Annotated in this window: 21 protein-coding genes; 15 read left to right on the forward strand and 6 right to left on the reverse strand. The window is 67.6% G+C overall.

The features are described 5' to 3' along the window. Positions 1–202 precede the first annotated feature (202 nt). The 6 genes from XARJCFBP2528_RS06765 to XARJCFBP2528_RS06790 all read left to right on the forward strand — a co-directional run bounded on the left by XARJCFBP2528_RS06765 (position 203) and on the right by XARJCFBP2528_RS06790 (position 7,392). Positions 203–1,786: a family 43 glycosylhydrolase gene (locus XARJCFBP2528_RS06765; RefSeq protein ID WP_047124527.1), complete on the forward strand. Its 1,584-nt coding sequence runs from the start codon at positions 203–205 to the stop codon at positions 1,784–1,786. A 141-nt stretch (positions 1,787–1,927) separates the two neighbouring features. After that, the gene (locus tag XARJCFBP2528_RS06770) at positions 1,928–2,986 is read left to right on the forward strand and encodes a LacI family DNA-binding transcriptional regulator (RefSeq protein ID WP_024939515.1); all 1,059 of its coding nucleotides are present in this window, start codon (positions 1,928–1,930) and stop codon (positions 2,984–2,986) included. A gap of 417 nt (positions 2,987–3,403) precedes the next feature. Beyond that, on the forward strand, positions 3,404–4,258 hold the full coding sequence (gene kduI, locus XARJCFBP2528_RS06775; protein ID WP_016901229.1) for a 5-dehydro-4-deoxy-D-glucuronate isomerase: 855 nt from the start codon (positions 3,404–3,406) through the stop codon (positions 4,256–4,258). A gap of 146 nt (positions 4,259–4,404) precedes the next feature. Further along, complete coding sequence (kduD, locus tag XARJCFBP2528_RS06780) at positions 4,405–5,160, forward strand: 2-dehydro-3-deoxy-D-gluconate 5-dehydrogenase KduD (protein WP_016901228.1); 756 nt, start codon at positions 4,405–4,407, stop codon at positions 5,158–5,160. Between the two features lie 228 nt (positions 5,161–5,388). After that, on the forward strand, positions 5,389–6,051 hold the full coding sequence (locus tag XARJCFBP2528_RS06785; protein ID WP_026064059.1) for an RpiB/LacA/LacB family sugar-phosphate isomerase: 663 nt from the start codon (positions 5,389–5,391) through the stop codon (positions 6,049–6,051). Between the two features lie 222 nt (positions 6,052–6,273). Next, positions 6,274–7,392, forward strand: a complete 1,119-nt coding sequence (locus XARJCFBP2528_RS06790; protein WP_016901226.1) for a GDSL-type esterase/lipase family protein — start codon at positions 6,274–6,276, stop codon at positions 7,390–7,392. A gap of 86 nt (positions 7,393–7,478) precedes the next feature. Here XARJCFBP2528_RS06790 and XARJCFBP2528_RS06795 read toward each other — a convergent pair whose 3' ends face one another. Beyond that, positions 7,479–8,123 carry a DMP19 family protein gene (locus XARJCFBP2528_RS06795; RefSeq protein ID WP_016901225.1) on the reverse strand — a complete coding sequence of 215 codons (645 nt, stop codon included), beginning with the start codon at positions 8,121–8,123 and terminating at the stop codon, positions 7,479–7,481. 68 nt (positions 8,124–8,191) lie between these two features. Further along, entirely contained in the window at positions 8,192–9,082 is an 891-nt protein-coding gene (gene phhA, locus XARJCFBP2528_RS06800) for a phenylalanine 4-monooxygenase (protein WP_047124528.1), read from the reverse strand. A 127-nt stretch (positions 9,083–9,209) separates the two neighbouring features. On the opposite strand from phhA, the gene XARJCFBP2528_RS06805 reads away from it, so the two are divergent. Both XARJCFBP2528_RS06805 and XARJCFBP2528_RS06810 read left to right on the forward strand, forming a co-directional pair. Then, entirely contained in the window at positions 9,210–9,692 is a 483-nt protein-coding gene (locus XARJCFBP2528_RS06805; RefSeq protein ID WP_016901223.1) for an Lrp/AsnC family transcriptional regulator, read from the forward strand. Positions 9,693–9,917: 225 nt separating this feature from the next. Further along, positions 9,918–12,134 (forward strand): TonB-dependent siderophore receptor, encoded by a 2,217-nt coding sequence (locus XARJCFBP2528_RS06810; protein WP_026064058.1) that lies wholly within the window; start codon positions 9,918–9,920, stop codon positions 12,132–12,134. 378 nt (positions 12,135–12,512) lie between these two features. Here the strand turns inward: XARJCFBP2528_RS06810 and XARJCFBP2528_RS06815 are convergent, their stop codons facing one another. The 3 genes from XARJCFBP2528_RS06815 to XARJCFBP2528_RS06825 form a co-directional block, all read right to left on the reverse strand. Beyond that, positions 12,513–13,550: a patatin-like phospholipase family protein gene (locus XARJCFBP2528_RS06815; RefSeq protein ID WP_016901221.1), complete on the reverse strand. Its 1,038-nt coding sequence runs from the start codon at positions 13,548–13,550 to the stop codon at positions 12,513–12,515. A 323-nt stretch (positions 13,551–13,873) separates the two neighbouring features. Beyond that, positions 13,874–14,884, reverse strand: a complete 1,011-nt coding sequence (locus tag XARJCFBP2528_RS06820) for a TIGR00266 family protein (RefSeq protein ID WP_016901220.1) — start codon at positions 14,882–14,884, stop codon at positions 13,874–13,876. Between the two features lie 190 nt (positions 14,885–15,074). After that, positions 15,075–15,920, reverse strand: coding sequence for an ABC transporter ATP-binding protein (locus XARJCFBP2528_RS06825; RefSeq protein ID WP_016901219.1), 846 nt, complete (start codon positions 15,918–15,920; stop codon positions 15,075–15,077). 153 nt (positions 15,921–16,073) lie between these two features. Here XARJCFBP2528_RS06825 and XARJCFBP2528_RS06830 point away from each other — a divergent pair, with 153 nt between their 5' ends. Genes XARJCFBP2528_RS06830 through XARJCFBP2528_RS06845 form a run of 4 tightly spaced genes read left to right on the forward strand, consistent with a single transcriptional unit; the run spans position 16,074 to position 19,925 of the window. Further along, positions 16,074–17,279 carry a DesA family fatty acid desaturase gene (locus XARJCFBP2528_RS06830; protein ID WP_016901218.1) on the forward strand — a complete coding sequence of 402 codons (1,206 nt, stop codon included), beginning with the start codon at positions 16,074–16,076 and terminating at the stop codon, positions 17,277–17,279. 46 nt (positions 17,280–17,325) lie between these two features. Beyond that, positions 17,326–17,670, forward strand: coding sequence for an EF-hand domain-containing protein (locus XARJCFBP2528_RS06835; protein WP_087962239.1), 345 nt, complete (start codon positions 17,326–17,328; stop codon positions 17,668–17,670). Positions 17,671–17,718: 48 nt separating this feature from the next. Beyond that, the gene (locus XARJCFBP2528_RS06840; RefSeq protein WP_016901216.1) at positions 17,719–18,456 is read left to right on the forward strand and encodes an ATP-binding cassette domain-containing protein; all 738 of its coding nucleotides are present in this window, start codon (positions 17,719–17,721) and stop codon (positions 18,454–18,456) included. Next, positions 18,453–19,925: an ABC transporter permease/substrate-binding protein gene (locus XARJCFBP2528_RS06845; protein ID WP_016901215.1), complete on the forward strand. Its 1,473-nt coding sequence runs from the start codon at positions 18,453–18,455 to the stop codon at positions 19,923–19,925. The genes XARJCFBP2528_RS06840 and XARJCFBP2528_RS06845 overlap by 4 nt, the downstream gene beginning before the upstream one ends. A 74-nt stretch (positions 19,926–19,999) precedes the next feature. Here XARJCFBP2528_RS06845 and XARJCFBP2528_RS06850 read toward each other — a convergent pair whose 3' ends face one another. Beyond that, the gene (locus tag XARJCFBP2528_RS06850; protein ID WP_016901214.1) at positions 20,000–21,181 is read right to left on the reverse strand and encodes an aminotransferase class V-fold PLP-dependent enzyme; all 1,182 of its coding nucleotides are present in this window, start codon (positions 21,179–21,181) and stop codon (positions 20,000–20,002) included. Positions 21,182–21,246: 65 nt separating this feature from the next. Here XARJCFBP2528_RS06850 and egtB point away from each other — a divergent pair, with 65 nt between their 5' ends. Genes egtB through XARJCFBP2528_RS06865 form a run of 3 tightly spaced genes read left to right on the forward strand, consistent with a single transcriptional unit; the run spans position 21,247 to position 23,804 of the window. Further along, entirely contained in the window at positions 21,247–22,536 is a 1,290-nt protein-coding gene (gene egtB, locus XARJCFBP2528_RS06855) for an ergothioneine biosynthesis protein EgtB (protein WP_016901213.1), read from the forward strand. After that, on the forward strand, positions 22,533–23,519 hold the full coding sequence (gene egtD, locus XARJCFBP2528_RS06860; protein ID WP_016901212.1) for an L-histidine N(alpha)-methyltransferase: 987 nt from the start codon (positions 22,533–22,535) through the stop codon (positions 23,517–23,519). The genes egtB and egtD overlap by 4 nt, the downstream gene beginning before the upstream one ends. 15 nt (positions 23,520–23,534) lie before the next feature. Further along, the gene (locus tag XARJCFBP2528_RS06865) at positions 23,535–23,804 is read left to right on the forward strand and encodes a DUF3253 domain-containing protein (RefSeq protein WP_016901211.1); all 270 of its coding nucleotides are present in this window, start codon (positions 23,535–23,537) and stop codon (positions 23,802–23,804) included. Positions 23,805–24,054 lie beyond the last annotated feature (250 nt).

Below are 24,054 nucleotides of genomic sequence, written 5' to 3' on the forward strand. Positions count from 1 at the left end.
CGTGGTCGGTGCGTGGCAGCGGCCTGCACGGCGCGTGCGATGCGATGTGCGCATGCCGCGGCTCGCTCGACAAACGCCTGGCGACGTTACCGGCGCGCTGCCCGGCGTCGCCGCTGGCAGGTAGTTCCGCCTTCATCCAGGCGGCCGACGCTCCAGGCGCTGGCCGCCGTATCGCCCCGCCGTGCGGGGACTAGGAGCAAGCATGCGTGTGCGTATCGCTTCAAACCGTTTGCGTTGGCTGCTGGCCGGCGGCCTGCTGCTGTGTGCCGGGCTCGCTGCCGCGGCCGACTGGAAGCGCGGCCTCGAACACCAGCGCATCGCCGACCAGGGTGACGGCACCTTCCTCAACCCGGTGCTGGCCGGCGATCACCCCGACCCGTCGGTGCTCAAGGACGGGCAGGACTACTACCTCACGCTGTCCTCGTTCGATGCCTACCCGGGCCTGCCGATCTGGCACTCGCGCGATCTGGTCAACTGGCAGCCGCTGGGCCACGCCATCACCCAGAACGTCGGCGCGATCTGGGCGCCGGACCTGATCAAGCACGGCAAGCGCTACTACATCTACTTCCCGGCGCGCCGTGGCGATCAGGGCGAGCGCAGCAACTTCGTGGTCTGGGCCGATAACATCAAGGGCCCGTGGAGCGCGCCGATCGACATCGGCCTGGGCAAGTACATCGACCCCGGCCACGCAGTGGGCGAGGACGGCAAGCGCTACCTGTTCCTGAGCGGCGGCGATTACGTGCAGCTCTCCGACGACGGGCTCAAGGTGGTCGGCACGCCCAAGCACGTCTACGACGGCTGGAAATACCCGGAAAGCTGGGACGTGGAAGGCTACGCGCAGGAAGGCCCCAAGATCACCCGCCACAACGGCTGGTACTACATGACCACCGCCGTCGGCGGCACCGCCGGCCCGCCGACCGGGCACATGGTGATCACCGCGCGTTCGCGCTCGATCCATGGCCCCTGGCAGAACGCGCCCAACAACCCGATCACCCGCACCAGGAGCGCCGACGAGCCGTGGTGGTCGCGCGGCCATGCCACCCTGGTGGAAGGCACCGACCAGCGCTGGTGGATGCTCTACCACGGCTACGAGCACGGCTACTGGACGCTGGGCCGGCAGGCCTTGCTGGATCCGATCGAATGGACCCCTGACGGCTGGTTCGTCGCCAAGGGCGGCGACCTGGGCACGCCGCTGAAAAAGCCCAGCGGGCAGGCCTTGCCGCATGGGCTGGCGCTGTCGGACGACTTCCGCGCCAGCACGCTGGGCCCGCAGTGGGCGTTCTTCAACCCGGCCGCCGACGAGGCCAAGCGGCTGCAGGTCGGCGATGGCGTGTTGCGCCTGCAGGGCAAGGGCAGCGCCCCGCGCAACGCCTCGCCGCTGACGGTGATCGCCACCGACCAGGCCTACCAGTTCGAGGTGCAGATGACCGTGGCGCCGGGCGGGCAGGGCGGGGCGCTGCTGTTCTACAGCGACAAGCTCTATGCCGGCGTGGGCAGCAATGGCGAGAACTTCGTCATGCACCGCTACGGCGAGGAACGCCCCGGCACGCTGGCCCCCAGTGCGACCGGTGGCACCCTGTGGCTGCGGGTCACCAACAACCGCCACATCGTCACCATCCACAGCAGCACCGACGGCACCACCTGGACCAAGTACCCGGTGCAGATGGAAGTATCCGGCTACCACCACAACGTGGCCGGCAAGTTCCTGGCACTGAAACCGGCGCTGTATGCCGCCGGGCAGGGCCAGGTGGAGTTCCGCAACTTCCGCTACCGCGCCCTGGACTGACCGTTCTGCATCGCCGGGCATGCCGCCGCGCTGCCGGCTGCGGCGTGTCCTGCACGGCGGGTCCGGGGTGGCGGCAGGCTTCGCTCAGGTCTGCCGGCCGTCTGGCCGGTAGAATCCAATCAACTTCACTGGTTGACCGCTATGCCCGCCCGCAAGATGCCTGAAGAGGGAATGCCCGGCCTGCCGAAGGGCAAGGTAGCCACGATCAACGACATCGCGCGGATGTCGGGCGTGTCCAAGAAGACCGTGTCGCGAATCATCAACAACTCGCCGCTGGTGCGGCAGGACACCCGCGAGAAGGTCGAGGCGCTGATGCGCGAGGTCGGCTACGCGCCCGACCCGCTCGCGCGCGGGCTGGCGTTCCGGCGCTCGTTCCTGATCGGCATGGTCTACGACAACCCCACCGCGCAGTACATCGTGGACATGCAGTACGGCGCGCTGGACGCGCTGCGCGGCTCCAGCTTCGAGCTGGTGGTGCACCCCTGCGACAGCCGCAGCCCCGGCTACATCGAAGGCGTGCGCCGCTTCGCGCAGGCGCAGAAGCTGCACGGCGTGATCCTGGTGCCGCGCGCCTCCGAGGACCAGGCGCTGGCCGACATGCTGGCCGAGATCGGCTGCCGCTACACCCGCATCGCCTCGGTGGCGCTGGACACCACCTCGCAGACGGTGATCACCCACGACCGCGACGGCGCCGCCGAGGCTGCCGACTACCTGCTCTCGCTCGGCCACCGCGACATCGCCTTGGTCACCGGCCCCAGCGCCTACCGTTCCTCGATCGAGCGCACCTCCGGCTTTGCCGACGCGCTGACCCGGCGCGGCATCGAACTGCCGCCCGAGCGCATCGTCGAAGCCGGCTACACCTTCGAATCGGGCGTGGCCGCCGCCGAAAAACTGCTGCTAGGCAAGAAGCGCCCCACCGCCATCTTCACCGGTAACGACGAAATGGCCGCCGGTATCTACAAGGTCGCGCTGCGCGCCGGCATCAGCATCCCGCGCCAGCTGTCGGTGATCGGCTACGACGACAGCTCGCTGGCCTCCCGCCTGTGGCCGCCGCTGACCTCGGTGCGCCGCCACACCCGCGACACCGGCCGCACCGCCGCAGCCATGCTGATCCAGCCCGACAACGCCCCGCAACTGCCCACCGCCAGCGTGCGCCCGCACCTGATCGTGCGCGACTCCTGCCAACCGCCGGAGGATTGAGCGAAGTCAAAGCCCAGGCAAGGGGATGCCAGGCGAGGGACAAAGCCCCTCTCCCGTTGGGGCGAGTAGGCACGGCTTGCGCGCCATGTCCGCGCGTGCCTTGGAGCGCCGCGGGCCCGGGCCCGGGCGCGGAGCGGGGGTTGGGGTGAGGGTACGGCGGCAGACGGCCATCTGAGAAAGCTCAGCCATGAGCTGAGGGCACATAAGCCTCCACCCGACCAATCAAGCCCCGCACCCAACACCACGCGCAGCCTCGTCCCCTCATCCGGCGCTACGCGCCACCTTCTCCCGATGGGAAAAGGAATTCCCACGCCGCCATGCGGCTATCGTGCACTGCGCAATGACACCGGTTAACCAGAGTCGGTAGAATGGCCTGGTGCAAGCCAATCCCCCCGCGCTTGGCACCGGAGATCGCGCATGTCCCTGTACTGCAAGACCCACTACGCCACCCATCCCGACGCCATCAAGGGCGCCAGCAACGACGACCTGCGCGAGCTCTATCTGCTCGATGGCCTGTTCGTCGACGATGCGGTCACGCTCAAATACACCCACTACGAGCGCTTCGTGCTCGGTGGCGCAGCGCCGCTCGGCACCACGCTGGAACTGCCCAGGCAGACCGAACCGGCGTCTGCCGCCGGCCATCCGTTCCTGGAGCGCCGCGAGCTGGGCATCCTCAATGTCGGCGCCGGCACCGGCAGCGTGACCGTGGACGGCACCGTCTACACGCTCGGGCCGAAGGACGGCCTGTACGTGGCGATGGGCAGCACCGATGTCAGCTTCGCCTCGGACGATGCCGCCAACCCGGCCAGGTTCTATCTGGCCTCGACGCCGGCGCATGCGCGTTTCGAGACCAAGCAACTGTCGATCAAGGATGCCGTGGCGCTGGAGCGCGGCGCGCTGGAAACCAGCAACGAGCGCACCATCTACCAGTACATCGTGCCGACCACCTGCCAGTCTTCGCAGCTGTTGCTGGGCCTGACCGTGCTCAAGCCGGGCAGCGTCTGGAACACCATGCCGCCGCATCTGCACGACCGCCGCAGCGAGGTGTATTTCTACTTCGATCTCGGCGCCAACGACCGCGTCTATCACTTCATGGGCGAGCCGGACGCGCAGCGCCACATCGTGATCCAGAACAACGAAGCGGTGGTGTCGCCGCCGTGGTCCATCCACATGGGCGCCGGCACCAGCAATTACGCCTTCATCTGGGCGATGGGCGGCGAAAACCTGGATTACACCGACATGCACGTGCTGGACATCTGCCAGCTCAAGTAAGGCCATGCGTGCCGGGCAGCACCGCACTCACCGCGTCGATGCGCTAGCGCCATCAACGCGCCAGTTCCACCCCATGCCAGCGGCCGCGCATCGCGCGGACGCACGCACTCATCCAACGTGGCACACCCAGCAGGAGCGATAAGGTAATGAGCAATCCGTTCAGTCTCGAAGGCAAGGTCGCACTGGTCACCGGTGCCAACACGGGCTTGGGCCAGGGCATCGCGCTGGCACTGGCGCAGGCCGGCGCCGACATCGCCGCCGCCGGCATCCAGGCGCCGACCGAGACCGAGGAACTGGTCAAGGGCCTGGGCCGCCGCTTCGTCGCCATCCAGGCCAACCTGATCAGCGTCGAACCGGTCGAGCGCATCCTCAAGGAAACGCTGGACGGCCTGGGTCGCCTGGACATCCTGGTCAATAACGCCGGCCTGATCCGCCGCACCGACGCGGTGGATTTCAGCGAGCAGGATTGGGACGACGTGATGAACGTCAATCTGAAATCGGCCTTCTTCATGGCGCAGGCCGCCGGCCGCCATTTCATCGCCCAGGGCAGCGGCAAGATCATCAACATCGCCTCGATGCTGTCGTTCCAGGGCGGCATCCGCGTGCCGTCCTACACCGCCAGCAAGTCCGGCATCGCCGGTATCACGCGCCTGCTGGCCAACGAATGGGCGAGCAAGGGCGTGACCACCAATGCCATCGCGCCCGGCTACATGGCCACCGACAACACTGCCCAGCTGCGTGCCGACCAGGACCGCAACAAGGCCATCCTGGACCGCATCCCGGCCGCGCGCTGGGGCGTGCCGGCCGACCTCGGCGGCACCGCGGTGTTCCTGGCCAGCAGCGCCTCGGACTACGTCAACGGCGCCATCATTCCGGTCGACGGCGGCTGGCTGGCACGCTGAGTCAAACCCACCCGGTCCCTTCTCCCTCCGGGAGGAGGGGCCCGAAGGGCGGATGAGGGTCGGGGTGCACGTACACGACCAGACGCGTACCGCAGCTCCGACAAGTTCTTCAGCACCTGATCGCTTACCGACAAGGCACCTGAAAAGCGAAGCAAGACCGCATCCAGGCGCGCACACCAACCAACTCCACAGTCGACACAACTTCCCCACACCAATCGGAGCATCCCCATGAAAATCGCACTCATGAATGAGTTCAGTCAGGCCGGCAAGAACCCGGTGATCCTGCAGCAGCTCAACGACGTCGCCGGCGAGCAGGGCCACAACGTCTTCAACGTCGGCATGGACGGCGACAACGACCACCGCCTGACCTACATCCACCTGGGCATCGTCGCCAGCCTGCTGCTGAACTCCAAGGCCGTGGACTTCGTCGTCGCCGGCTGCGGCACCGGCCAGGGCGCGATGATGTCGCTCAACGCGCATCCGGGCGTGTTCTGCGGCTACTGCATCGAGCCGACCGACGCCTACCTGTTCGCCCAGGTCAACAACGGCAACGCGCTGTCGCTGGCGTTCGCCAAGGGCTACGGCTGGGGCGCGGAAATCAACGTGCGCTACATCTTCGAAAAGGCCTTCAGCGGCGAGCGCGGCATGGGTTACCCGGCCGAGCGTCGCGAATCGCAGGCCGCCAATGCCGGCATCCTGACTCAGGTCAAGCAGGCCACCGCCAAGTCCTACCTGGACGGCCTGCGCGCCATCGACCCGGAGCTGATCAAGCAGGCCGTGGGCGGCGAGCGTTTCCAGCAGTGCTTCTTCGATAACGCGCAGGACGCCGAGATCCGCAACTTCGTCGCCGGCGTGCTGGGCAAGCCCGAAGCCACTGCAGCAGCTGCGTAATTAGCCACTGCGTTTTAGCCCCTCTCCCGCCGGGAGAGGGGTTGGGGTGAGGGTAAGGCGGAAGACAGCTGCCCTGAACGGGGAGGCTTGAAAGGCTTGAGACGACAGTACGGCCGTCCAACATTTCCTGTGCCGCCGCACCCTCATTCGCCCTTCGGGCACCTTCTCCCGATGGGAGAAGGAAACAGCGTCGCGTCCTTAGCATTGTTCCCGGAGCCCACCATGCGTCTGCTGCTGTTCGCATTGCTGCTGCTCTCCGTAAATATCGCCCGCGCCGACCCACACCGCATCTTCATCGCCGGCGATTCCACCGCTGCCGAATACGGTGCCGAGCGTGCGCCGCAGGCCGGCTGGGGCCAGATGCTGCAGGAGTGGTTCGACCCGGCGCAATGGCAGGTGCGCAACCACGCCAAGGGCGGCCGCAGCACCCGCAGTTTCATCGCCGAAGGGCGCCTGGATGCCATCGCCAAGGACATCCAGGCCGGCGACGTGCTGCTGATCCAGTTCGGCCACAACGACGCCAAACACGAAGATCCAACCCGCTACACCGACCCGCAGGGCGACTATCAGCAGTTCCTGCGCCACTATATCGCCGCCGCGCGCGACAGGGGTGCCACGCCGATCCTGATCACGCCCGCTGCCCGTCTGCTCTACGACTTCGGCGCGCTGCTCGACACCCACGGCCGCTACACCCTGGCCATGCAGCAACTCGCTGCGCAGGAACACGTGGGCCTGATCGATCTCAACGCCAGTTCCAGCGACTGGATCCGTGCCCTCGGCGAACAGGCGGCCAGACCGTACTTCCTGTTCGTTCCCGAACAAGGCAAAGCCGACGGCACCCACTTCAGCCGCGCCGGCGCCACCGCCGTGGCATGCCTGGTCGTACATGGCTGGGTGCAGTTGCAACCCGCTCTCAAGCCACAGCTTCTCCGCGATGCCGATTGCGGCGCCGCTCCCGACACCGCCATCCAACGCGCGGCGCAGGCGCATCCCTCGCTGGTGGCGCACGAACGCGATCTCGCACGCGCGCAACCCGGCCCGCATGGCGGTGCCGGGCCGACCACGGCGTATCCGTTCTTTGCCGACGTAGCGCAGCTGCCGCTCGTGCTGCGCAAGCGCGTGCTGCACAAGGGCGCCGGCATCGGCCTGCATCTGCACGACAAGGACGAGATCTATTACATCGTCAGCGGGCGCGGGCTGTACGCGCTGGACGGCAAGCAGTACCAGGTCAATGCCGGTGATGCATTGTTGACGCGCCCGGGCAGCACCCACGCCTTGCAGCAGACCGGCGAAGAGCCACTGGTGCTGCTATTGGCCTATCTCGCCAAGCCGGCAGGCTGAGATAGGCCCGGTGCATCGGGAGCGCGTTGCGGGTGCGGATGATGCGCAATGCCGGCTGTGAGCCATGCGCGTCATTGCAGGCGCGCTTACGCCTTGTCGACCCCGTAGTGGGTCAGTCCCAGCCGCGCCAGTTCGCCGGAGCGGCGGTAGTAGACCTCTTCCCAGCCATCCACGCGCTGGCGGTCGGTCTCGCTCATCGCGTCGAGAATGTCTTCGATGCTGAGCAGATTGGGGTCTTCTTCCAGACGTTCGAATACCGTGCCCAGGCCTTCGATCGCCTGGCGCGCCTGCGCCGCGCCCATCGCGCCCAGCCCTTGCAACGCATCACGCCGGGTGGCGGCGTCCCAGCGGTCGAAGTAGCGTGCATAGCCGCTCTCGCTCATGTCCGCATCCAGCCGCGCCAAGGCCACCAGCTCGCGCTCGCCCGGCGACAGGGCATCCATGCGTCCGCGCAGCGCGGTCAGTTTGGTTTGCGCGCGTGCGCTGCGGCGGCGCCACAGCAACTCGGGCATGTTGAGCAGCCCCTCATCCGTGGGCGGCGCCACCGCCGGCCAGTTCACTCCGAAGCCGTCGTCGGTGAGCTGCCATTGCGCGCGCTGCGGCGGTGTTGCCTTCAACAACAGCCGCTGCGCCTTGATCGGCTCTTCGATACGGATGCCGTTGGCCAGGGTGAACAGCAGGCGGGTGTCGTCCAGCTCCAAGCGCCGGATGCGAAGCTGCGTCAGGTCCATTGAGCGAAGGCGGTATGGGGAGGTTTGACCATAGTCTGCGCCGGCGATGGTGTCGAGTCGGTGCGGCCTCACACGTCGCCGTCCGTACTCCAGCCGTCGCCGCTACCGCGCTGCAGGACCCGATCGGTCTCCAGCACCGCGCCGGCCGGCACCTGCGCCTGTTGCGCCAGATCGGCATAGAGCGGAGTGAAATCCGGTGCCGTGGCGCGCATCAATTGCGCAAAGCTGTCGATGACGAAGTAGGTCTTCTGAAAGCTGTCGATGCGGTAACGCGTACGCATGATGCGTCGCAGGTCGAAGCCGATCCGGTTGGGGGCCGACGATTCCAGCGAATGCAACGATTCGCCCTTGGACGACACGATGCCGGCACCAAAGATGCGCAACCCCTGCGGCGTGGCGATCAGGCCGAACTCCACCGTGTACCAATACAGCCGCGTGAGGTTCTGCAGTGCGTCCGCGCCGATGCCGTGTGCCTTGACCCCGCCATGGCCATAGGCCTGCATGAAGTCGGCGAACAGCGGATTCATCAGCAGCGGCACGTGCCCGAACAGGTCATGGAACAGGTCCGGCTCGGCGATGTAGTCGATCTGCTCGGGGCGGCGGATCCACCATGTCACCGGGAAGCGTTTGTTCGCCAGATGCTCGAAGAAATCCAGCTCCGGCAGCAGGCCCTGCACGCCGACCAGGGTCCAGCCGGTGGCCGCCTGCAGTACCGCATTGAGCGCATCGAAACGCGGAATGTGGGTGTCGCCCATGCCCATCGCATCCTGCGCCTGCAGGAACTCGTCGCAGGCGCGCCCCACCAGCAACGCGCGCTGGCGGCGGTACAGGGTGCCCCAGGTGGCGTGGTCGTCGGCGCTGTAGCCATCCCACGGCTGCTCGACCACGGCGGTGGTGTAGACCGGCACATAGCCCTTGTCGGTGAGCTGGTTTTCGACGCGTTGCGGTGCGATGTTCATGCGGCGGCGGTTCCCGATGATCAGCGCCCACCTTAGCCCGACGGCCACGCAACGGGATTGCGAAACTTGCGCGTGCAGCAACCCCGGGCGCAAGATTCGTGCGTCACCCGCTGCTGCTGCGCAACATATGGACCAGCCAATCGCCCTGGACCGCACCGATCTGCGCCTGCTCGCCCTACTGCAGACGCAGGGCCGCAGCAGCAATGCGGAGCTGGCGGTGCAGGTCAATCTGTCGGCCTCGGCCTGCCTGCGCCGCACCCAGCGGCTGGAGGCGGCCGGCATCATCGCCGGCTACGGCGCGCGCCTGGATGCCAAGGCGCTGGGGCTGGGGCTGCAGGCCTTCGTGCGGGTGCAGCTGGAGCAGCACGGGCAGGCCGATATCGAACATTTTGCCGACGGCGTGCGCGGCTGGGACGAGGTGGTGGCCTGCTGGGCGCTCACCGGCGACATGGATTACCTGCTGCAGGTGCAGGTGCGCGACCTGGAGCATTTCTCGCGCTTCCTGCTCGACCGCCTGCTCAATGCGACCGGCGTGTCCGACGTCAATTCCAGCTTCGTGCTGCGCACGGTGAAGGCGCCGGAAGGCCTGCCACTCTCGCATCTGGGCTGATCCGGCGAGCTGTGTGAGGCAGGCACACGTGCACTGTGACTTGCCTCTCAAACGATAACGATTTACATTTGCGTAACATCCGGCTGCGCCCGGCATGTCTTCTCGTCGATCCGCCAGCCCGGCAGGGCCAGCCAGCTCGTCGCCCGAGTGGGACGCGCCGCGCATGCCTGCGTTTTTTTGCCCGGTGACGCCGCGCGTCCCGCACCGATCGACGAGAACCCTCCAATGCCCGCGATTTCCGCTCCCCTGGCCACGTTGTCCGCTGCCTTGCTGTGCGCGTTGGCGCTGACGCCCTGCGCTGCCCGTGCTGACGATGCCGCCGCCGATGCAAGCAACGCCAAGACGCTGGACCAGGTCAACGTCAACGGCGCGGTGAGCCGCGCGCAGCCGGCCACCACCACGCGCCTGCCGCTGACCCTGCAGGAAACGCCGCAATCGGTGAGCGTGATCGGGCTGCAGCGGCTGGAAGAGCAATCGCTGTTCAGCATCGACGATGTGATGCGCAACGTCACCGGTGTCAACGTGTCGTTCTACGACACCCAGCGCCCGCTGTATTTCGCGCGCGGCTTCCAGATCACCGACTTCCAGGTCGATGGCCTGCCCACCTACAGCGGTGCGACCAACCAGGAATACGACACGGTCTTCTACGACCGCATCGAGGTGATCCGCGGCGCCAACGGCCTGCTCACCGGTGCCGGCATTCCCTCGGCCACGGTCAACCTGCTGCGCAAGCGCCCGGGCAAGGAGTTCGATGCCTCGTTCGCAGTCAGTGCCGGCACCTGGGATTTCCGCCGCATGCAGGCCGACGTCAATGCGCCGCTGACCGAAGACGGGCGCTGGCGCAGCCGCGTGGTCGCGGCCTGGCAGGACCGCGATTACTACTACGACCGGTACCACGACAACAAGATGTCGGGCATGGCGGTGCTGGAAGGCGACCTGACCGACAGCACCACGCTCACCGTCGGCTATCAGCGCCAGGACAACACCCCCGTCGGCTCGACCTGGGGCACGGTGCCGTTCTTCGCCGCCGATGGTTCGCCGGCCAACCTGCCGCGCTCGACCAATATGGCGCCCAAGTGGAGCCGCTGGCAACGCGAGACCAGCACCGCCTTCGTCAACCTGGAACAACGCTTCGGCGAGGACTGGTTGCTGCGCGTCAACTACGCGCACACCAAGGGCGATGTGCAGAGCCTGCGCGTCTACGGCACCGGCTATCCGGCCACCGATGGCAGCGGCATCTTTCTGCGCACCGGCGCCGGCGAAACCAGCGACGCGCGCGATGGCGTGGACGTGTACCTGTCCGGCGGTTTCTCGTTGTTCGGCCGCCAGCACGATGTGGTGGTCGGCGGCAGCTGGCAGGATCTGCAGTCGACCTCCTACGGCGTCGCGCAGACCTATCCCGATGACTGGGCGAGCTGTCCTAACGACTTTGGCCCGCCCGAGCGCTGTTATTTCATCCCCAATATCCGCAACTGGGATGGCGATATTTCCGAAGTGACCTATGCGCGCACCGGCCGCCGCAGCGAAGCGCGCACCACGCAGCGCGGCGTGTATGCCTCCACCCGGTTGCGTCTGGCCGACCCGCTGTCGCTGATCGCCGGTGCACGCCTGAGCTCCTGGGAAACCCGCACCCAGGCCTTCGACGCCAGCGGCGCCTACACCGGTACCAGCGGCCGGTACGAGGTGAGCGACGAAGTCACCCCGTATGTGGGACTGGTTTACGACATCGTGCCGGATGTGTCGCTCTACGCCAGCTATACCGAGATCTTCAACCCGCAGAATTACCGCGACAAGGACAACAACCTGCTCGCCCCAGTGGAAGGTTCCAACCTGGAAGCCGGCATCAAGGCGCAGTTGTTCGACGGCCGTGCGATGGCCGCCGCCGCCGTGTTCGAGGCCAAGCAGGACAACTTCGCCGTGCGCGACATGACCCAGCCGGAATCCTCGCTGCCGGACGGCAATTCGGCCTACATCGGCATCAACGGCACCAAGAGCCGGGGCTGGGAAATGGATTTCAACGGCGAAATTCTGCCCGGCTGGACCGTCAATGCCGGCTTTACCCACGTCAATGTGACGCGCCCGCCCACCGATGCGATCTACGCCAACCTGCCCGAGGATTACCTGCAGCTGTCCACCCAGCTGCGCCTGCCCGGCGCCTGGGAGCGCCTGAGCATCGGCGGCGGCGTCAGCTGGCAGAGCGCGGTGCGCGGCTTCAATATCCAGCGCCCCACCGGCGATGGTACCGGCGCCACCACGCCGGTGACCGTGGTGCAGAACCCGTATGCACTGGTGCACTTCAACGCCAACTACCGCATCAGCGAGCAATGGACCGCCACGCTGGCGGTACGCAACGCCTTCGACAAGACCTACTGGGCCAACCTGGATTACCAGAACTACGGCGAGCCGCGGTTTGTCAGCCTGTCGTTGCGTTGGCGCTATTGAGGCGTTGCCGATGAAGCGGATGCGTTACCGGTAAGGCATCGCGGCCAGGGCCGCTCCTACAGGAGCGGTGCTGGCCGCGCCGACGTTACCCAATACACCCAAAGACCGCCCCGCCATCGTAGGAGCGGCCCCGGCCGCGACCCGATCCCGCCTCAGCGCACCTGAAAAAATGCCACACCGTCGTAGGAGCGGCCCAGGCCGCGACCTTGTCCGGCACACCCTCGGTGCATCAACACAATGCATCCAACAACGCAGTCGTCCTACGCATCGGCTTTAAAAATGCGCGCGTCTCGAAACAGGCGCCCACGCCCGCTCAGCTCCGCAGGAACCTCCCGCGGCACCCGCATCAGCTGCGCATCGCCTCGCACCGCCTTTGCCTCACGGCGCCACGCAGGCCTCGTCCTTGCCGCGCAGTTTCTGCCAGCGCGAGCGCTCTTGCAGGCAGCGCCGATACGCCTCCGCCTTGGCGGCAGCAGCCTGCTCGGCGGCGGTGCGGGTGGCACTGCTGCGCTGCGCCTGCAACTGCGCGATCTTGGCGCGGATCTGCGGCATCGCCGCCATCGCGGCACGCTCGCCTTCCAGGATGGCCGCGCCACGTTGGTTGAAATCGGCCGAGCCGATGTCGTTGACTTTTGGGCGGATCACCACATCGGCACGCTTGAGTTCGGCCTCGCCCAGGCGCTGGCCCATGATCGAGATCGACTGGTTGACGGTGCCAAGCAGATCGCCGGGATTCTTGCCGCTGGCCTTGCTGGAAATATCCACCGCCACCACGAATTCCGCACCGAGCTGGCGCGCGGCATCCACCGGCACCGGGCTGACCACGCCGCCGTCCACATAGTGGTATTGGCCGATGGTCACCGGCTCGAACACGCCGGGAATGCTGCTGGATGCGCGCACCGCCTGGCCGGCATTGCCGCGCACGAACACGGTGCGTTCGCCGTCTTCCAGCCGCGTGGCGACCGCCGCGAACGGCTTGCGCAACTTGTCGATCGGCTTGCCGCCGAGCTGTTCGTTGACGTAGTCCTGCAGCTTCTGGCCCTGCACCAGGCCGCCGGAGAAGATCCGCACATCGCGGATGCTGGTCTGGTCGAGCGCGACGGCCTTTTCCTGCATCTGGAACGCATCCATGCCGCTGGCATACAGCGCCCCGACCACGCTGCCGGCGCTGGTGCCCGACACCACCACCGGCGCAAAGCCGTTGGCTTCGAGCATCTTGATCACGCCGATATGCGCAAAGCCCTTGGCCGCGCCGCCACCGAGCGCCACGCCGATCTTCACCGGTTTGACCGCGCCGGCAGACGGTGCCTGCACCACCGGCGCCGGTGCTGCCGGGCGCGGCTCGCCACCGCAGGCCGAGAGCAGACCGAGCATGGACAACAGGGCAAGCGAGCGTGGGCGGCGGAGCGCAGTCATGGCGAAAACGTCGATGGGAAAGGCGAGGGAGAATACACGCGTGCCGTCACGGTGGCGCTGATGGTAGGCGTGCGTGGAGATTGTTCAGAACGGCATCGTTTGCAGGTGTTGCACTGCCTTGTCCCGGCAAGAAGGGCGAGCCGTTCATTCGGGCGATGACCGCAGCCACCTGCACGGGCCGGGGGCGCGGAGCGGGGGTGAGGGTAAGGAGCGAAGCCACATGTGATCGCAGCAGGCTTCGCCGGTCCCCTCATCCGGCGCGACGCGCCACCTTCTCCCGGCAGGAGAAGGGTGCCGGCACACCCGCCTGCCGCGTCACCCCATCAAAACCGGTTGTCGCCATCCAGCAATCTTCCCAGGCCGCCCAGCACCGAGCCTTCGCCGCGTTGCTGTCCACCGGCCTGCGGGGCGGCCTGCAGCATGCGGCCGGCCATGCGCGAGAACGGCAGCGATTGCAGCCACACCTTGCCGGGGCCGGTGAGGGTTGCCAGGAAGACGCCTTCGCCGCCGAAGAACATGCTCTTCAGCCCGGCGACGCGGCGCACGTCCATGTCCACGCCGGCGTGGTAGGCGACCACGCAGCCGGTGTCCACATCGATGCGTTCGCCAGGGCCGAGCTCGCGTTCCACCACGGTGCCGCCGGCATGCACGAAGACCCAGCCGTCGCCTTCGAGCTTCTGCATGATGAAGCCCTCGCCGCCGAACAGGCCGGTGAGGATCTTGCGTTGAAACGCGATCCCCAGCGACACGCCGCGCGCGCCGGCCAGGAAGCTGTCCTTCTGGCAGATCAGTTGCCCGCCATGCTCGGACAGGCGCAGCGCCAGCACCGTGCCCGGATAGGGCGCGGCGAATGCGACCCTGGCCTTGCCGCTGCCGGCATGGGTGAACACGGTGGTGAACATGCTCTCGCCGGTGACCACGCGTTTGCCGGCCGACAGCAGCTTGCCCATCAGCCCGCCGCCGCCGCTCTGGCCGGCATGCGAGCCGTCGCCGAACACGGTGTCCATCTGCACCGCGGCGTCCTTGTACATCAGCGCGCCGGCCTCGGCGATGGCGCTTTCGCCCGGGTCCAGCTCGACCTCGACGAACTGCATGTCGTTGCCGACGATGCGGTAGTCGATCTCGTCGGCGCGCCCGGCCGCGCCGGTCAGCGGCGGCGGCAGGCCGCTGCCGCCCTGCAGCTCGGCCAGCTGGCGGGCCGGCGTCCAGCCATCGAGTCCGTCGCGCCAGGCCAGCGCGTCGGGCTGGCGCTGGGCATGCGCGCGGGCGCTGGCATCGTCGAGCGGGCCGATGCGATCGGCCTGTCCGGGAACATGGAAATACCACTGGGCCATCGGGACGACTCCTGTCTGTGCGTGCGCCGAGTCTAAGCGCAGCCGCGGTGACGGCGTCCCGTGTCCAAGGTCATGCCCGGAAGGTGCGGTTGGGCGCGGTTGTGGCCTGTCCGGAACGCGTCGCTGCCGGCTGTCGTCGCGCAGCTTGCGCAAGGTCCCCGGGCTGCGCGCGCGGCCGGGCGGGTGGCGCTTACTCGCCCACCGTTGCCCAATAGCGCTCGCCGTCGCGCTGCACCCGCACCGGGCCGCCGAACACGTCCGACAGGCTGGCGTCGGTGAGCAGCGCATCGCGCGGACCATCGGCCACGACGGTGCCGGCACGCAGCAGGATCACCCGCGCGATCTCCGGCACGATTTCCTCGATGTGATGGGTCACCAGGATCAGCGTGATGCCTTGCCGGGCCAGGTGACGCATGGTGTCGAGCAGGTGCTGTCGCGCCACCAGGTCCAGGCCGGTGGACGGCTCGTCCAGCAGCAGCGCCTGCGGGCGGTTGACCAGTGCGCGCGCGATCAGCACGCGGCGGGTTTCGCCGGCCGACAGTTCGGCAAATTGCCGGTCCAGCAACGGCAGCGCGCGCGCCAGGGCCAAGGCCTCCCGTGCCCGCGCGCGCATGTCGTCGCTGATCTCGCGATGCGGTGGCACCACATAGCTGGCGAAGAAACCGGACAGCACCGCGCTTTCCACATCCAGCCCCGGCATGTCGGCCAGGTTGACGCTGAGGTCGCCGGTGACGATGCCCAGCTGCGAGCGCAGGCGGTCCACCTGCCAACGCACCTGCCCGAGCACTTTCACCGCCGCCTGGCCGTCGGCGCGCACCAGCGGATACAGCTCGCGGGTGATCAGTTTGATGAAGGAGGATTTGCCGCAGCCATTGGGGCCGAGGATGGCGGTGTGCTGCCCCAGCGCGATGCGCAGGCTGAGCGCATGCAGCACGCGCACCTGGCCGCGCATCACGCTGGCCTGGTCGAGCTCGATCAACGGGATGGCGTTGGCAACAGCAGCAGGATCGGTGGACATTTCGGCAGTAACCGTCATACGGGTGACATCAGGCGCAGTGGGGAGGGGAAGCGTGTGAACCGCTTTAGAAATGTAGGGCGCACCCTACGCATCCGAAGGGTGAAGTTTGCCGCCATCGCCCCCATCATGTCTCCATCGACCCAACCCGATGGCGCCGCTGTGGAGATGCCGATGTTGTCCGACCCGATCATCGACCTTCTGACTTCCGGCGTGGCCGGGCTGGGCGTGTGGGGCATGCTGGCGGTGCTGCTTGTGTTCACCCAGCTCACCATCTTCGCGGTGACCTTGTACCTGCATCGCAGCCAGGCCCATCGCGGTGTGGACTTCCATCCGGTGGTGGCGCACTTCTTCCGCTTCTGGACCTGGCTGACCACCTCGATGATCACCCGCGAATGGGTGGCGATCCATCGCAAGCATCACGCCAAGGTCGAGACCGAGGAAGACCCGCACAGCCCGCAGACCAAGGGCATCAGCCAGGTGTTCTGGCGTGGCGTGGAGCTGTACCGCGAAGCACGCGCGCAGCGTGCCGACATCGAGCAATACGGCAAGGGCGCGCCCACCGACTGGATCGAGCGGCATCTGTACACCCCGCATGCCAATGCCGGCCCGATCGCGTTGCTGGTGATCAACGCGGTGCTGTTCGGTTTGCCCGGCATCGCGCTGTGGGCGATCCAGATGGCGTGGATTCCGTTCTGGGCCGCCGGCGTGGTCAACGGCCTGGGCCACTGGTGGGGCTATCGCAATTTCGAGTCGGCCGACACCTCCACCAACCTGACGCCGTGGGCGCTGTGGATCGGTGGCGAAGAACTGCACAACAACCATCATGCGTTCCCGAGCTCGGCGCGGTTTTCGATGCGGCGCTGGGAGCTGGATATCGGCTGGGTCGCCATCCGCGGGCTGCAGGCGATCGGCCTGGCCAAGGTGCTGCGGGTGGCGCCGTCGCTGGACATCCGCCCCAACATCGCCGTGCCCGATGCCGACACGCTCAAGGCCCTGCTCTCGCATCGCTTCCAGGCGATGACCGATTACCAGCGCAATGTGTTCACCCCGGCGCTGCGCGAAGAGGCTGCAGCCACCGGCGCCAAGTTGCGGCAGCTGTTGCCGCGGCGGCTGCGCAAGGGCCTGGTCGATGACGGGCGTTGGCTTAAGCCCGATGCGCGCGCGCAACTGCAGCACTGGGTGGCCGAGCGCCCGCGCATGCGCACGCTGGTCGAGTACCGCGCACGCCTGACTGCGGTGCTGGAGGCGCGCAGCCACGATGCGTCCGAACGGCTCAAGCACCTGCAGCAGTGGTGTCACGAGGCCGAAGCCAGCGGCAATGCCGCCCTGCAGGCCTATGCGGCGCGGCTGAAGGGTTATGCGCTGAGTGGGTCGTAATCGTCGGGGCACGCGTGCTGCTGTGTGTGTGCGCGGATCGCATGGCTTGATCGCGCGCGGCCTGCTGCTGGCGGGTGCCGTATGCGCTCCGGCTTTTCTTGCGCAGGCGCACGCCCAGGTGCAGGACAGCCAGCAGTATCTGCAACGCATGGATACCGATGGCGATGGCCGGGTCAGCCGCGATGAATATCTGGCCTGGATGAGCTATGCCTTCGAGCAGCGCGACCTGGACCATGACGGCGTGCTGCAGGGCGATGAGCTGCCTGGCCGACGCGGCAAGCCGATCACCCGTGCCGCGCATCGTGCCACGCTGATCGAGCGCTTCGCGCGGCAGGATGCCAACGGCGACGGCTACCTGAGCGCGCGCGAGTTGCTGGCGCCGCCGCGCTGATGCGTACCTTCGCGCGCGTCTGACGCTGCGTTCGGCAAGCTCGAGCGCATGTTCACTCTCGACCAGGTCAGCCGGCGCTACGGCCAGGCCATTGCCCTCGACACCGTCTCCCTGCAGTTCGCCAGCGGCATCACCACCGCCTTGATCGGCCCCAGCGGCGCCGGCAAGTCCACCGTGCTGCGGATGCTGGTGGGGCTGGAGTGGCCGGACAGCGGCACGGTCGCCTTCGATGGTGCGCCGCTGCAACGCGCCGGCTTGCAGGCGCAGCGCCAGCGCATCGGCTATGTGATTCAAGAGGGGGGGCTGTTTCCGCATCTGGATGCACGCAGCAACGTGGTGTTGCTGGCGCAGACGCTGGGCTGGACGCGCCAGCGCATCGATCAACGCCTGCAGACCCTGTGCGCGCTCTGCCAGCTGCCGCCGGAGCTGCTGGCGCGTTATCCGGCCGAGCTGTCTGGCGGTCAACGCCAGCGCGTGGGCTTGATCCGTGCGCTGATGCTGGATCCACCGGCCCTGCTGCTGGACGAGCCGCTGGGCGCGCTCGACCCGATCGTGCGTTACGACCTGCAGGCGCAGATGCGCGCGCTGTTCGCCCAGCTCGGCAAGACCGTGGTGCTGGTGACCCACGACGTTGCCGAAGCCGCCTATCTGGCCGACACCCTGGTGCTGATGCGGGCCGGCCAGGTGGTGCAGCAGGGCAGTGCGCGCAGTTTGCTGGAACAGCCGGCCGATCCGTTCGTGCAGCGCTTTCTCACTGCGCAGCGCAGCATCGGCGACGCCGCATGATCGCGCGCGTGCTGCTCGCCGTTGCCCTGCTGATCGCAAGCGTCGGTGCGCAGGCCGCGCAGGTGACGGTCGGCTCGAAGAACTTCACCGAGGCCGTGCTGCTGGGCGAGATCGCCACCGCCGCCGGGCAGCGCGACGGCGTGGACGTGCAACACCGCGCGCAGCTCGGTGGCACGCGCATCCTGTGGCGCGCGCTGGAGACCGGGCAGATCGATGCGTACGCCGAATACACCGGCACGCTGGCGCAGGAACTGCTGCAGCTGCCCAAGGCCAGCCAGGCCGAACTGCGCGCCGCACTGGACGCGCGTGGGCTGGCGATGACCGACTCGCTCGGCTTCCAGAACACCTATGCCTTCGGCATGCGCGTCGAGCGCGCGCAGGCGCTTGGCATCGCATCGATGTCGGATCTGGCACGGCATCCATCGCTCAAGATCGGGCTGAGCAACGAATTCATGCAGCGCGCCGATGGCTGGCCGGGCGTGCGCGCCGCCTATGCACTGCCGCAGACCGCGACCGGACTGGATCACGATCTGGCCTACCGCGCGCTGCAGAGCGGAGCGATCGAGGTCACCGATCTGTACAGCACCGATGCGGAAATTCCGTATTACCGGCTGCAGGTGCTGCGCGACGACCGCCATTACTTTCCCGATTACCAGGCGGTATTCCTGTATCGCAAGGACCTGGCGCAGCGCTCACCGGCGATGCTCAAGGCATTGCAGGGGCTGCAGGGGCGCATCGACGAGGCGACCATGCAGCGGCTCAACGCACAGGTGAAGCTGGAGCGTCAGTCCGAGGCGGCGGTGGCTGCGCAGTGGCTGGGCGTTGCGCCGGCATCGGCAGCCGACTCGCGTGTGGCGCGTCTGCTGCGGCATACGCGCGAGCATCTGGCCCTGGTCGGCATCTCGCTGGGCTTTGCCTTGCTGATCGCGTTGCCGCTGGGCGTGCTGGCGGCCCGGCGGCCGCGGCTCGGGCAGGTGGTGCTGTCGTTGACCGGCGTGCTGCAGACCTTGCCGTCGCTGGCAGTGTTCGTCTTCATGATTCCGTTGTTCGGCATCGGCGCCAAACCGGCGATTGCCGCGTTGTTTCTCTACAGCCTGCTGCCAATCGTGCGCAACACGCATGCCGGGCTGACCTCGATCCCGCGCGAGTTGCGCCAGACCGCCGAGGCGATCGGGCTGCCGGCATGGACGCGCCTGTGGCGGGTGGAACTGCCGCTGGCGCGTCGCACCATCGTGGCCGGCATCCAGACCGCGGCCGTGATCAACGTGGGCACCGCCACGCTGGGCGCCTTGATCGGCGCAGGCGGCTACGGCCAACCGATCCTCACCGGCATCCGCCTGGACGACATCGGCCTGATCCTGGAAGGCGCGATTCCTGCGGCGGTGCTTGCGCTGATTGTGCAGGCGGTGTTCGAAGGCCTGGAGCGCTGGGTCACGCCGCGTGGGCTGCGCATCCGCCAGCGCGGCTGAGCCCGTAGGAGCGGACCCGGCCGCGACGGGGCGCTATCGGGTAAGCCCAATCGCGGCCTGGTCCGCTCCTACGGTTAGGCGGTTGGCAGCGCTGCGATCAGGGCTGAGAGCGCATCTTCGGTGACATTGAGGTGCGGTGCGATACGCAAACGTCCGTGTCGGCGTGTGCAGATCGCCCCGCGCGCGACGAACGCCGTCGCCACCGCATCCAGCCGGTTTGCTGGCGGCTGCAACGCGGTCAGATGCGCCGCGTGGGCGGGCATGCACCAGTTGCCCAGACCGCGTGCCTGCAGCGCCGCATCCCAACGCGCGGTGAGCGCGCCCAGCGCCTGCGCGATGCGCGCCGGTTGCCAGGCAGCGACCTGCTGCAAGGCCACCGTCGCCATCGCAATCCGCAATGGATCGGCAACGCCGCCGGCATCGAACCGGCGCGCACCGCTGCGATAGGACGGCGCCTGGGCGACCGGAAATTCCCAGCTGCTGCCGGCATCGCGGCCGATCCAGTGTTCTTCGATCGGCACGCCGTGCACCCGCCATTGCGGGGCCACCCACAGCCAGGCCAGCCCCATCGGGCCCAGCAGCCATTTGTGGCCGACGCTGACCACGAAGTCCGGCCGCCAGCGCGGCAGGTCGGTCGGCAGCACGCCCAGGCTCTGGCTCAGATCCAGCACCAGCGCCGCACCGCGTGCGTGCACCGCGGCGCTGATGCGGTCCAGATCGAGCTGTCGTCCATCCAGCCAGTACGCATGCGGCAAGGTGACGATGCGCAATGCCGATGTCTGGGCAATGGCCTGCAGCACCGCTGCGGTCAAGGCATCGCCACCGGCCGTGGACACCGCCACGATGTGCGCACCCACCTCGGCACAGCGGCGTTGCCAGATCAGCAGGTTCGAGGGGAACTGGCCTTCCAGCAGCAGCACCGCCTCGCCGCGTTGCAGCGGCAGGTTGCGTGCGGCAGTCGCCAGGCCGTGCGCGGCCGAGGGCAGCATCGCCACGCCGTCGGCATCGGCGTCGAACAGGCCTGCAGCGAGCATGCGCAAACGCTCGATGTCCTGCAGCCAGGCATCGAACGGCAGCTGCCACGGGGTGGCGAGCGCATCCACCGCCTGATGCGCGACCGCTTGCACCGCGCGCAGCAGCGGGCCGCGCGAGGCGGCATCCAGATAAGTGATGTCGGCAGGTAACGCAAATGCCTGCTGGCGGTGTTCCCATTCGACGGGCGCGGGGAGCAGGCTGGACAGAGAAAAAGAAGGCATGGCGACAGCTTACCGCTGGCTGCCACGCTGCCGACACGGCGCGTTCACAGGCGCTCCTCAAGCATATGGCGATGTCTGCACTCTCATCTCTGCTGGGCCACCACCAGCAACAGCAGCTGACGCTGCTGGAACGCTACGCGCAGACCCGCGCGCTGAGCGATCGCCTCGCCGCACCCCTGAGCGCTGAAGACGCAATGGTGCAGAGCATGCCCGACGCCAGCCCCAGCAAATGGCATCTGGCGCACACCACCTGGTTTTTCGAACGCTTCGTGCTGCAGGCCGATCCGGCCTACCGTGTGTTCGACCCGGCCTGGGATTTCCTGTTCAACAGCTACTACCAGAGCGTGGGCCCGATGCACGCGCGCGCGCGTCGCGGGGTGTTGTCGCGACCGTCGTTGCAGCAGGTGCGCGACTACCGGGCCGCGGTCGATACGCAGATGCAGCAGCGCCTGCGTGATGGGGTGTTGGATGCGCAGGCTTGCACCATCGTGCAGCTCGGCATCCAGCACGAGCAGCAGCACCAGGAATTGCTGTTGACCGACATCAAGCACGCGCTGTGGAGCAATCCGCTGCAGCCGGCCTATCGCGATTCCCCGGCATCGCCTGCCGCAGCCGCCAGCACGCTGCGCTGGCAGGCACGCGACGAACAGATCGTGGAGATCGGCGCAGCGGCATGGCCGCAGGCCGATGCCTTCGCCTACGACAACGAGTCGCCGCGTCATCGCGTGCTGGTCGGTGCGCATGCGTTGGCGCATCGGGTGGTCAGCAACGCCGAGTTCCAGCAGTTCATCGACGCCGGTGGCTACCGCAGCGCCGGTGCCTGGCTCAGCGATGGCTGGGCGATGGTGCAGGCGCAAGGCTGGCAGCACCCGCTGTATTGGGACGCGGACGGACGCGAATTCACCCTGGATGGCTGGCGCCCACGCGACGCGCACGCGCCGGTATGCCACCTGAGCCTGTTCGAAGCCGATGCGTTCGCGCGCTGGGCCGGCGCGCGCCTGCCCACCGAAGCCGAGTGGGAACAGGCCGCCACCGGTGTGCCGGTGCAGGGCAATTTCGTCGATAGCGACGCCTTGCATCCGCGCGGCGCCGACGCGGTGGATACCGGCCTGCAGCAGTTGTTCGGCGATGTCTGGGAATGGACCGGCAGCGCCTACCTGCCGTATCCCGGCTTTGCGCCGTGGCCCGGGTCGCTAGGCGAATACAACGGCAAATTCATGAATGCGCAATGGGTGCTGCGCGGTGGCAGCTGTGCCACGCCGGCCAGCCACGTCCGCGCCAGTTACCGCAACTTTTTTCCCTCCGATGCGCGTTGGCAGTTTGCCGGCGTGCGCCTTGCCAAGGATCTGCCTTGAACGCCGCCGCCCATGCCATGCAACGCGCGCACGCCGCGCTGACCGACCTGCGCCCGCAACCGGACGACATCACCGCCGACGCGCTGGCCGGGCTGCAGCAAACGCCCAAGACGCTGCCGTCGAAGTATTTCTACGATGCGCACGGCTCGCAGCTGTTCGAGGCGATCACCCGGCAGCCGGAGTACTACCTCACCGGCACCGAACTGGCCTTGCTAGAGGCCAGCATGGCCTCGATCGCGCAGGCGATCGGCGCTGGCGTGCACGTGGTCGAATACGGCAGCGGCAGCGGGCGCAAGACCGAATTGCTGCTGCAGGGCCTGCGCGATGTGGTGGCCTACACGCCGCTGGAAATCTCGCGCACTGCCTTGCTTGAGAGCACCGCGCGGCTGGCGCAGCAGTTCCCGCAGATCCAGATGCTGCCGGTATGCACCGACTTCACCAAGCCGCTGCAGCTGCCGCAGGCGCAGCGCCCGGCGCGCCGGCATCTGGTGTTCTTCCCCGGTTCGACGCTGGGCAATTTCACCGATGATGCCGCCATCGAGTTGCTCGATGCGATGCGCCAGACCATGGGCAGCGACGGGTGCGCCCTGATTGGCATCGATCTGGACAAGGATGCCGGCCTGATCGAGGCCGCCTACAACGATGCGGCCGGCGTCACTGCCGAGTTCACCTTGAACCTGCTGGCGCGGCTCAACCGCGAGATCGGCAGCGACTTCGATCTGGACGGCTTCCGCCACCACGCGGTGTATGCGCGCGAGCGCGGCCGCATCGAAACCTTCCTGATCAGCCAGCGCGCCCAGCGCGTGCAGGTGGGCGGCAAGGCATTCGAGTTCGCCGAAGGCGAGGCGATGCAGGTCGAATACAGCTACAAGTACACCGACGCACGCTTTGCCGAACTTGCCGCCGCTGCGGGGCTGAAAGTCACTCACGGCTGGAACGATGCCAAGGACTGGTTCGGCCTGCGCGTGTTGCGCCCGCTCTGAGTTCTGGCGTCTGGCGTGCAACGGATCGACGACGCGCAGATCGTCGCGACCATCCGCGCGCTGCTGGCGCGCCGGCTGCCGGAGCAATCGATCTGCCCGTCCGAGGTCGCCCGCGCGCTCAGCGGGGACGAAGCGCGCTGGCGCGCGCTGATGCCGCAGATCCGCAGCGTTGCCGCTGATCTGGCCGGCAGCGACGTGGTGCAGATCACCCAACGTGGCGAAGTGGTCGATGTGCGAACTGTGCGTGGGCCGGTTCGCCTGAGGCGCGGCCGGCATTTCGAATGACGGGTGGGGCGCTGCGTGCGCAGCGCCGCTCGCGTGCGCGGCAGGAGTGCCTTTGCGAGCCGATCGTGACGCCGGCAGCCCATCGCCCCATCCGGCACTGATCGCCGTCATGCGGCAGCGCGATCAGTCGCCGCCGCAGCGGTCGTTGCGCGGCATCTGTGCCACGACACATCAGCCCGTCACTGCCGCACTACCGGCAACGCCCCATCATCAGCGCGCAACGCTTTAACGCTGCAACGCCGCTCAGCCA

This window comes from Xanthomonas arboricola pv. juglandis (assembly GCF_001013475.1).
GTDB lineage: Bacteria > Pseudomonadota > Gammaproteobacteria > Xanthomonadales > Xanthomonadaceae > Xanthomonas > Xanthomonas arboricola.

Excerpts from the sequence above, each read along its gene's own strand:
- XARJCFBP2528_RS06825 (WP_016901219.1), bottom strand. The coding sequence starts at position 15,920 with ATGACGGTTACTGCCGAAATGTCCACCGATCCTGCTGCTGTTGCCAAC.
- XARJCFBP2528_RS06795 (WP_016901225.1), bottom strand. The coding sequence starts at position 8,123 with ATGGACCTGACGCAGCTTCGCATCCGGCGCTTGGAGCTGGACGACACC.
- XARJCFBP2528_RS06810 (WP_026064058.1), top strand. The coding sequence starts at position 9,918 with ATGCCCGCGATTTCCGCTCCCCTGGCCACGTTGTCCGCTGCCTTGCTG.
- XARJCFBP2528_RS06770 (WP_024939515.1), top strand. The coding sequence starts at position 1,928 with ATGCCCGCCCGCAAGATGCCTGAAGAGGGAATGCCCGGCCTGCCGAAG.
- XARJCFBP2528_RS06790 (WP_016901226.1), top strand. The coding sequence starts at position 6,274 with ATGCGTCTGCTGCTGTTCGCATTGCTGCTGCTCTCCGTAAATATCGCC.
- XARJCFBP2528_RS06765 (WP_047124527.1), top strand. The coding sequence starts at position 203 with ATGCGTGTGCGTATCGCTTCAAACCGTTTGCGTTGGCTGCTGGCCGGC.
- XARJCFBP2528_RS06830 (WP_016901218.1), top strand. The coding sequence starts at position 16,074 with ATGTTGTCCGACCCGATCATCGACCTTCTGACTTCCGGCGTGGCCGGG.
- XARJCFBP2528_RS06785 (WP_026064059.1), top strand. The coding sequence starts at position 5,389 with ATGAAAATCGCACTCATGAATGAGTTCAGTCAGGCCGGCAAGAACCCG.
- XARJCFBP2528_RS06840 (WP_016901216.1), top strand. The coding sequence starts at position 17,719 with ATGTTCACTCTCGACCAGGTCAGCCGGCGCTACGGCCAGGCCATTGCC.
- kduD (WP_016901228.1), top strand. The coding sequence starts at position 4,405 with ATGAGCAATCCGTTCAGTCTCGAAGGCAAGGTCGCACTGGTCACCGGT.
- kduI (WP_016901229.1), top strand. The coding sequence starts at position 3,404 with ATGTCCCTGTACTGCAAGACCCACTACGCCACCCATCCCGACGCCATC.
- XARJCFBP2528_RS06815 (WP_016901221.1), bottom strand. The coding sequence starts at position 13,550 with ATGACTGCGCTCCGCCGCCCACGCTCGCTTGCCCTGTTGTCCATGCTC.
- phhA (WP_047124528.1), bottom strand. The coding sequence starts at position 9,082 with ATGAACATCGCACCGCAACGCGTCGAAAACCAGCTCACCGACAAGGGC.
- XARJCFBP2528_RS06820 (WP_016901220.1), bottom strand. The coding sequence starts at position 14,884 with ATGGCCCAGTGGTATTTCCATGTTCCCGGACAGGCCGATCGCATCGGC.
- XARJCFBP2528_RS06805 (WP_016901223.1), top strand. The coding sequence starts at position 9,210 with ATGGACCAGCCAATCGCCCTGGACCGCACCGATCTGCGCCTGCTCGCC.
- XARJCFBP2528_RS06850 (WP_016901214.1), bottom strand. The coding sequence starts at position 21,181 with ATGCCTTCTTTTTCTCTGTCCAGCCTGCTCCCCGCGCCCGTCGAATGG.
- egtB (WP_016901213.1), top strand. The coding sequence starts at position 21,247 with ATGGCGATGTCTGCACTCTCATCTCTGCTGGGCCACCACCAGCAACAG.
- XARJCFBP2528_RS06845 (WP_016901215.1), top strand. The coding sequence starts at position 18,453 with ATGATCGCGCGCGTGCTGCTCGCCGTTGCCCTGCTGATCGCAAGCGTC.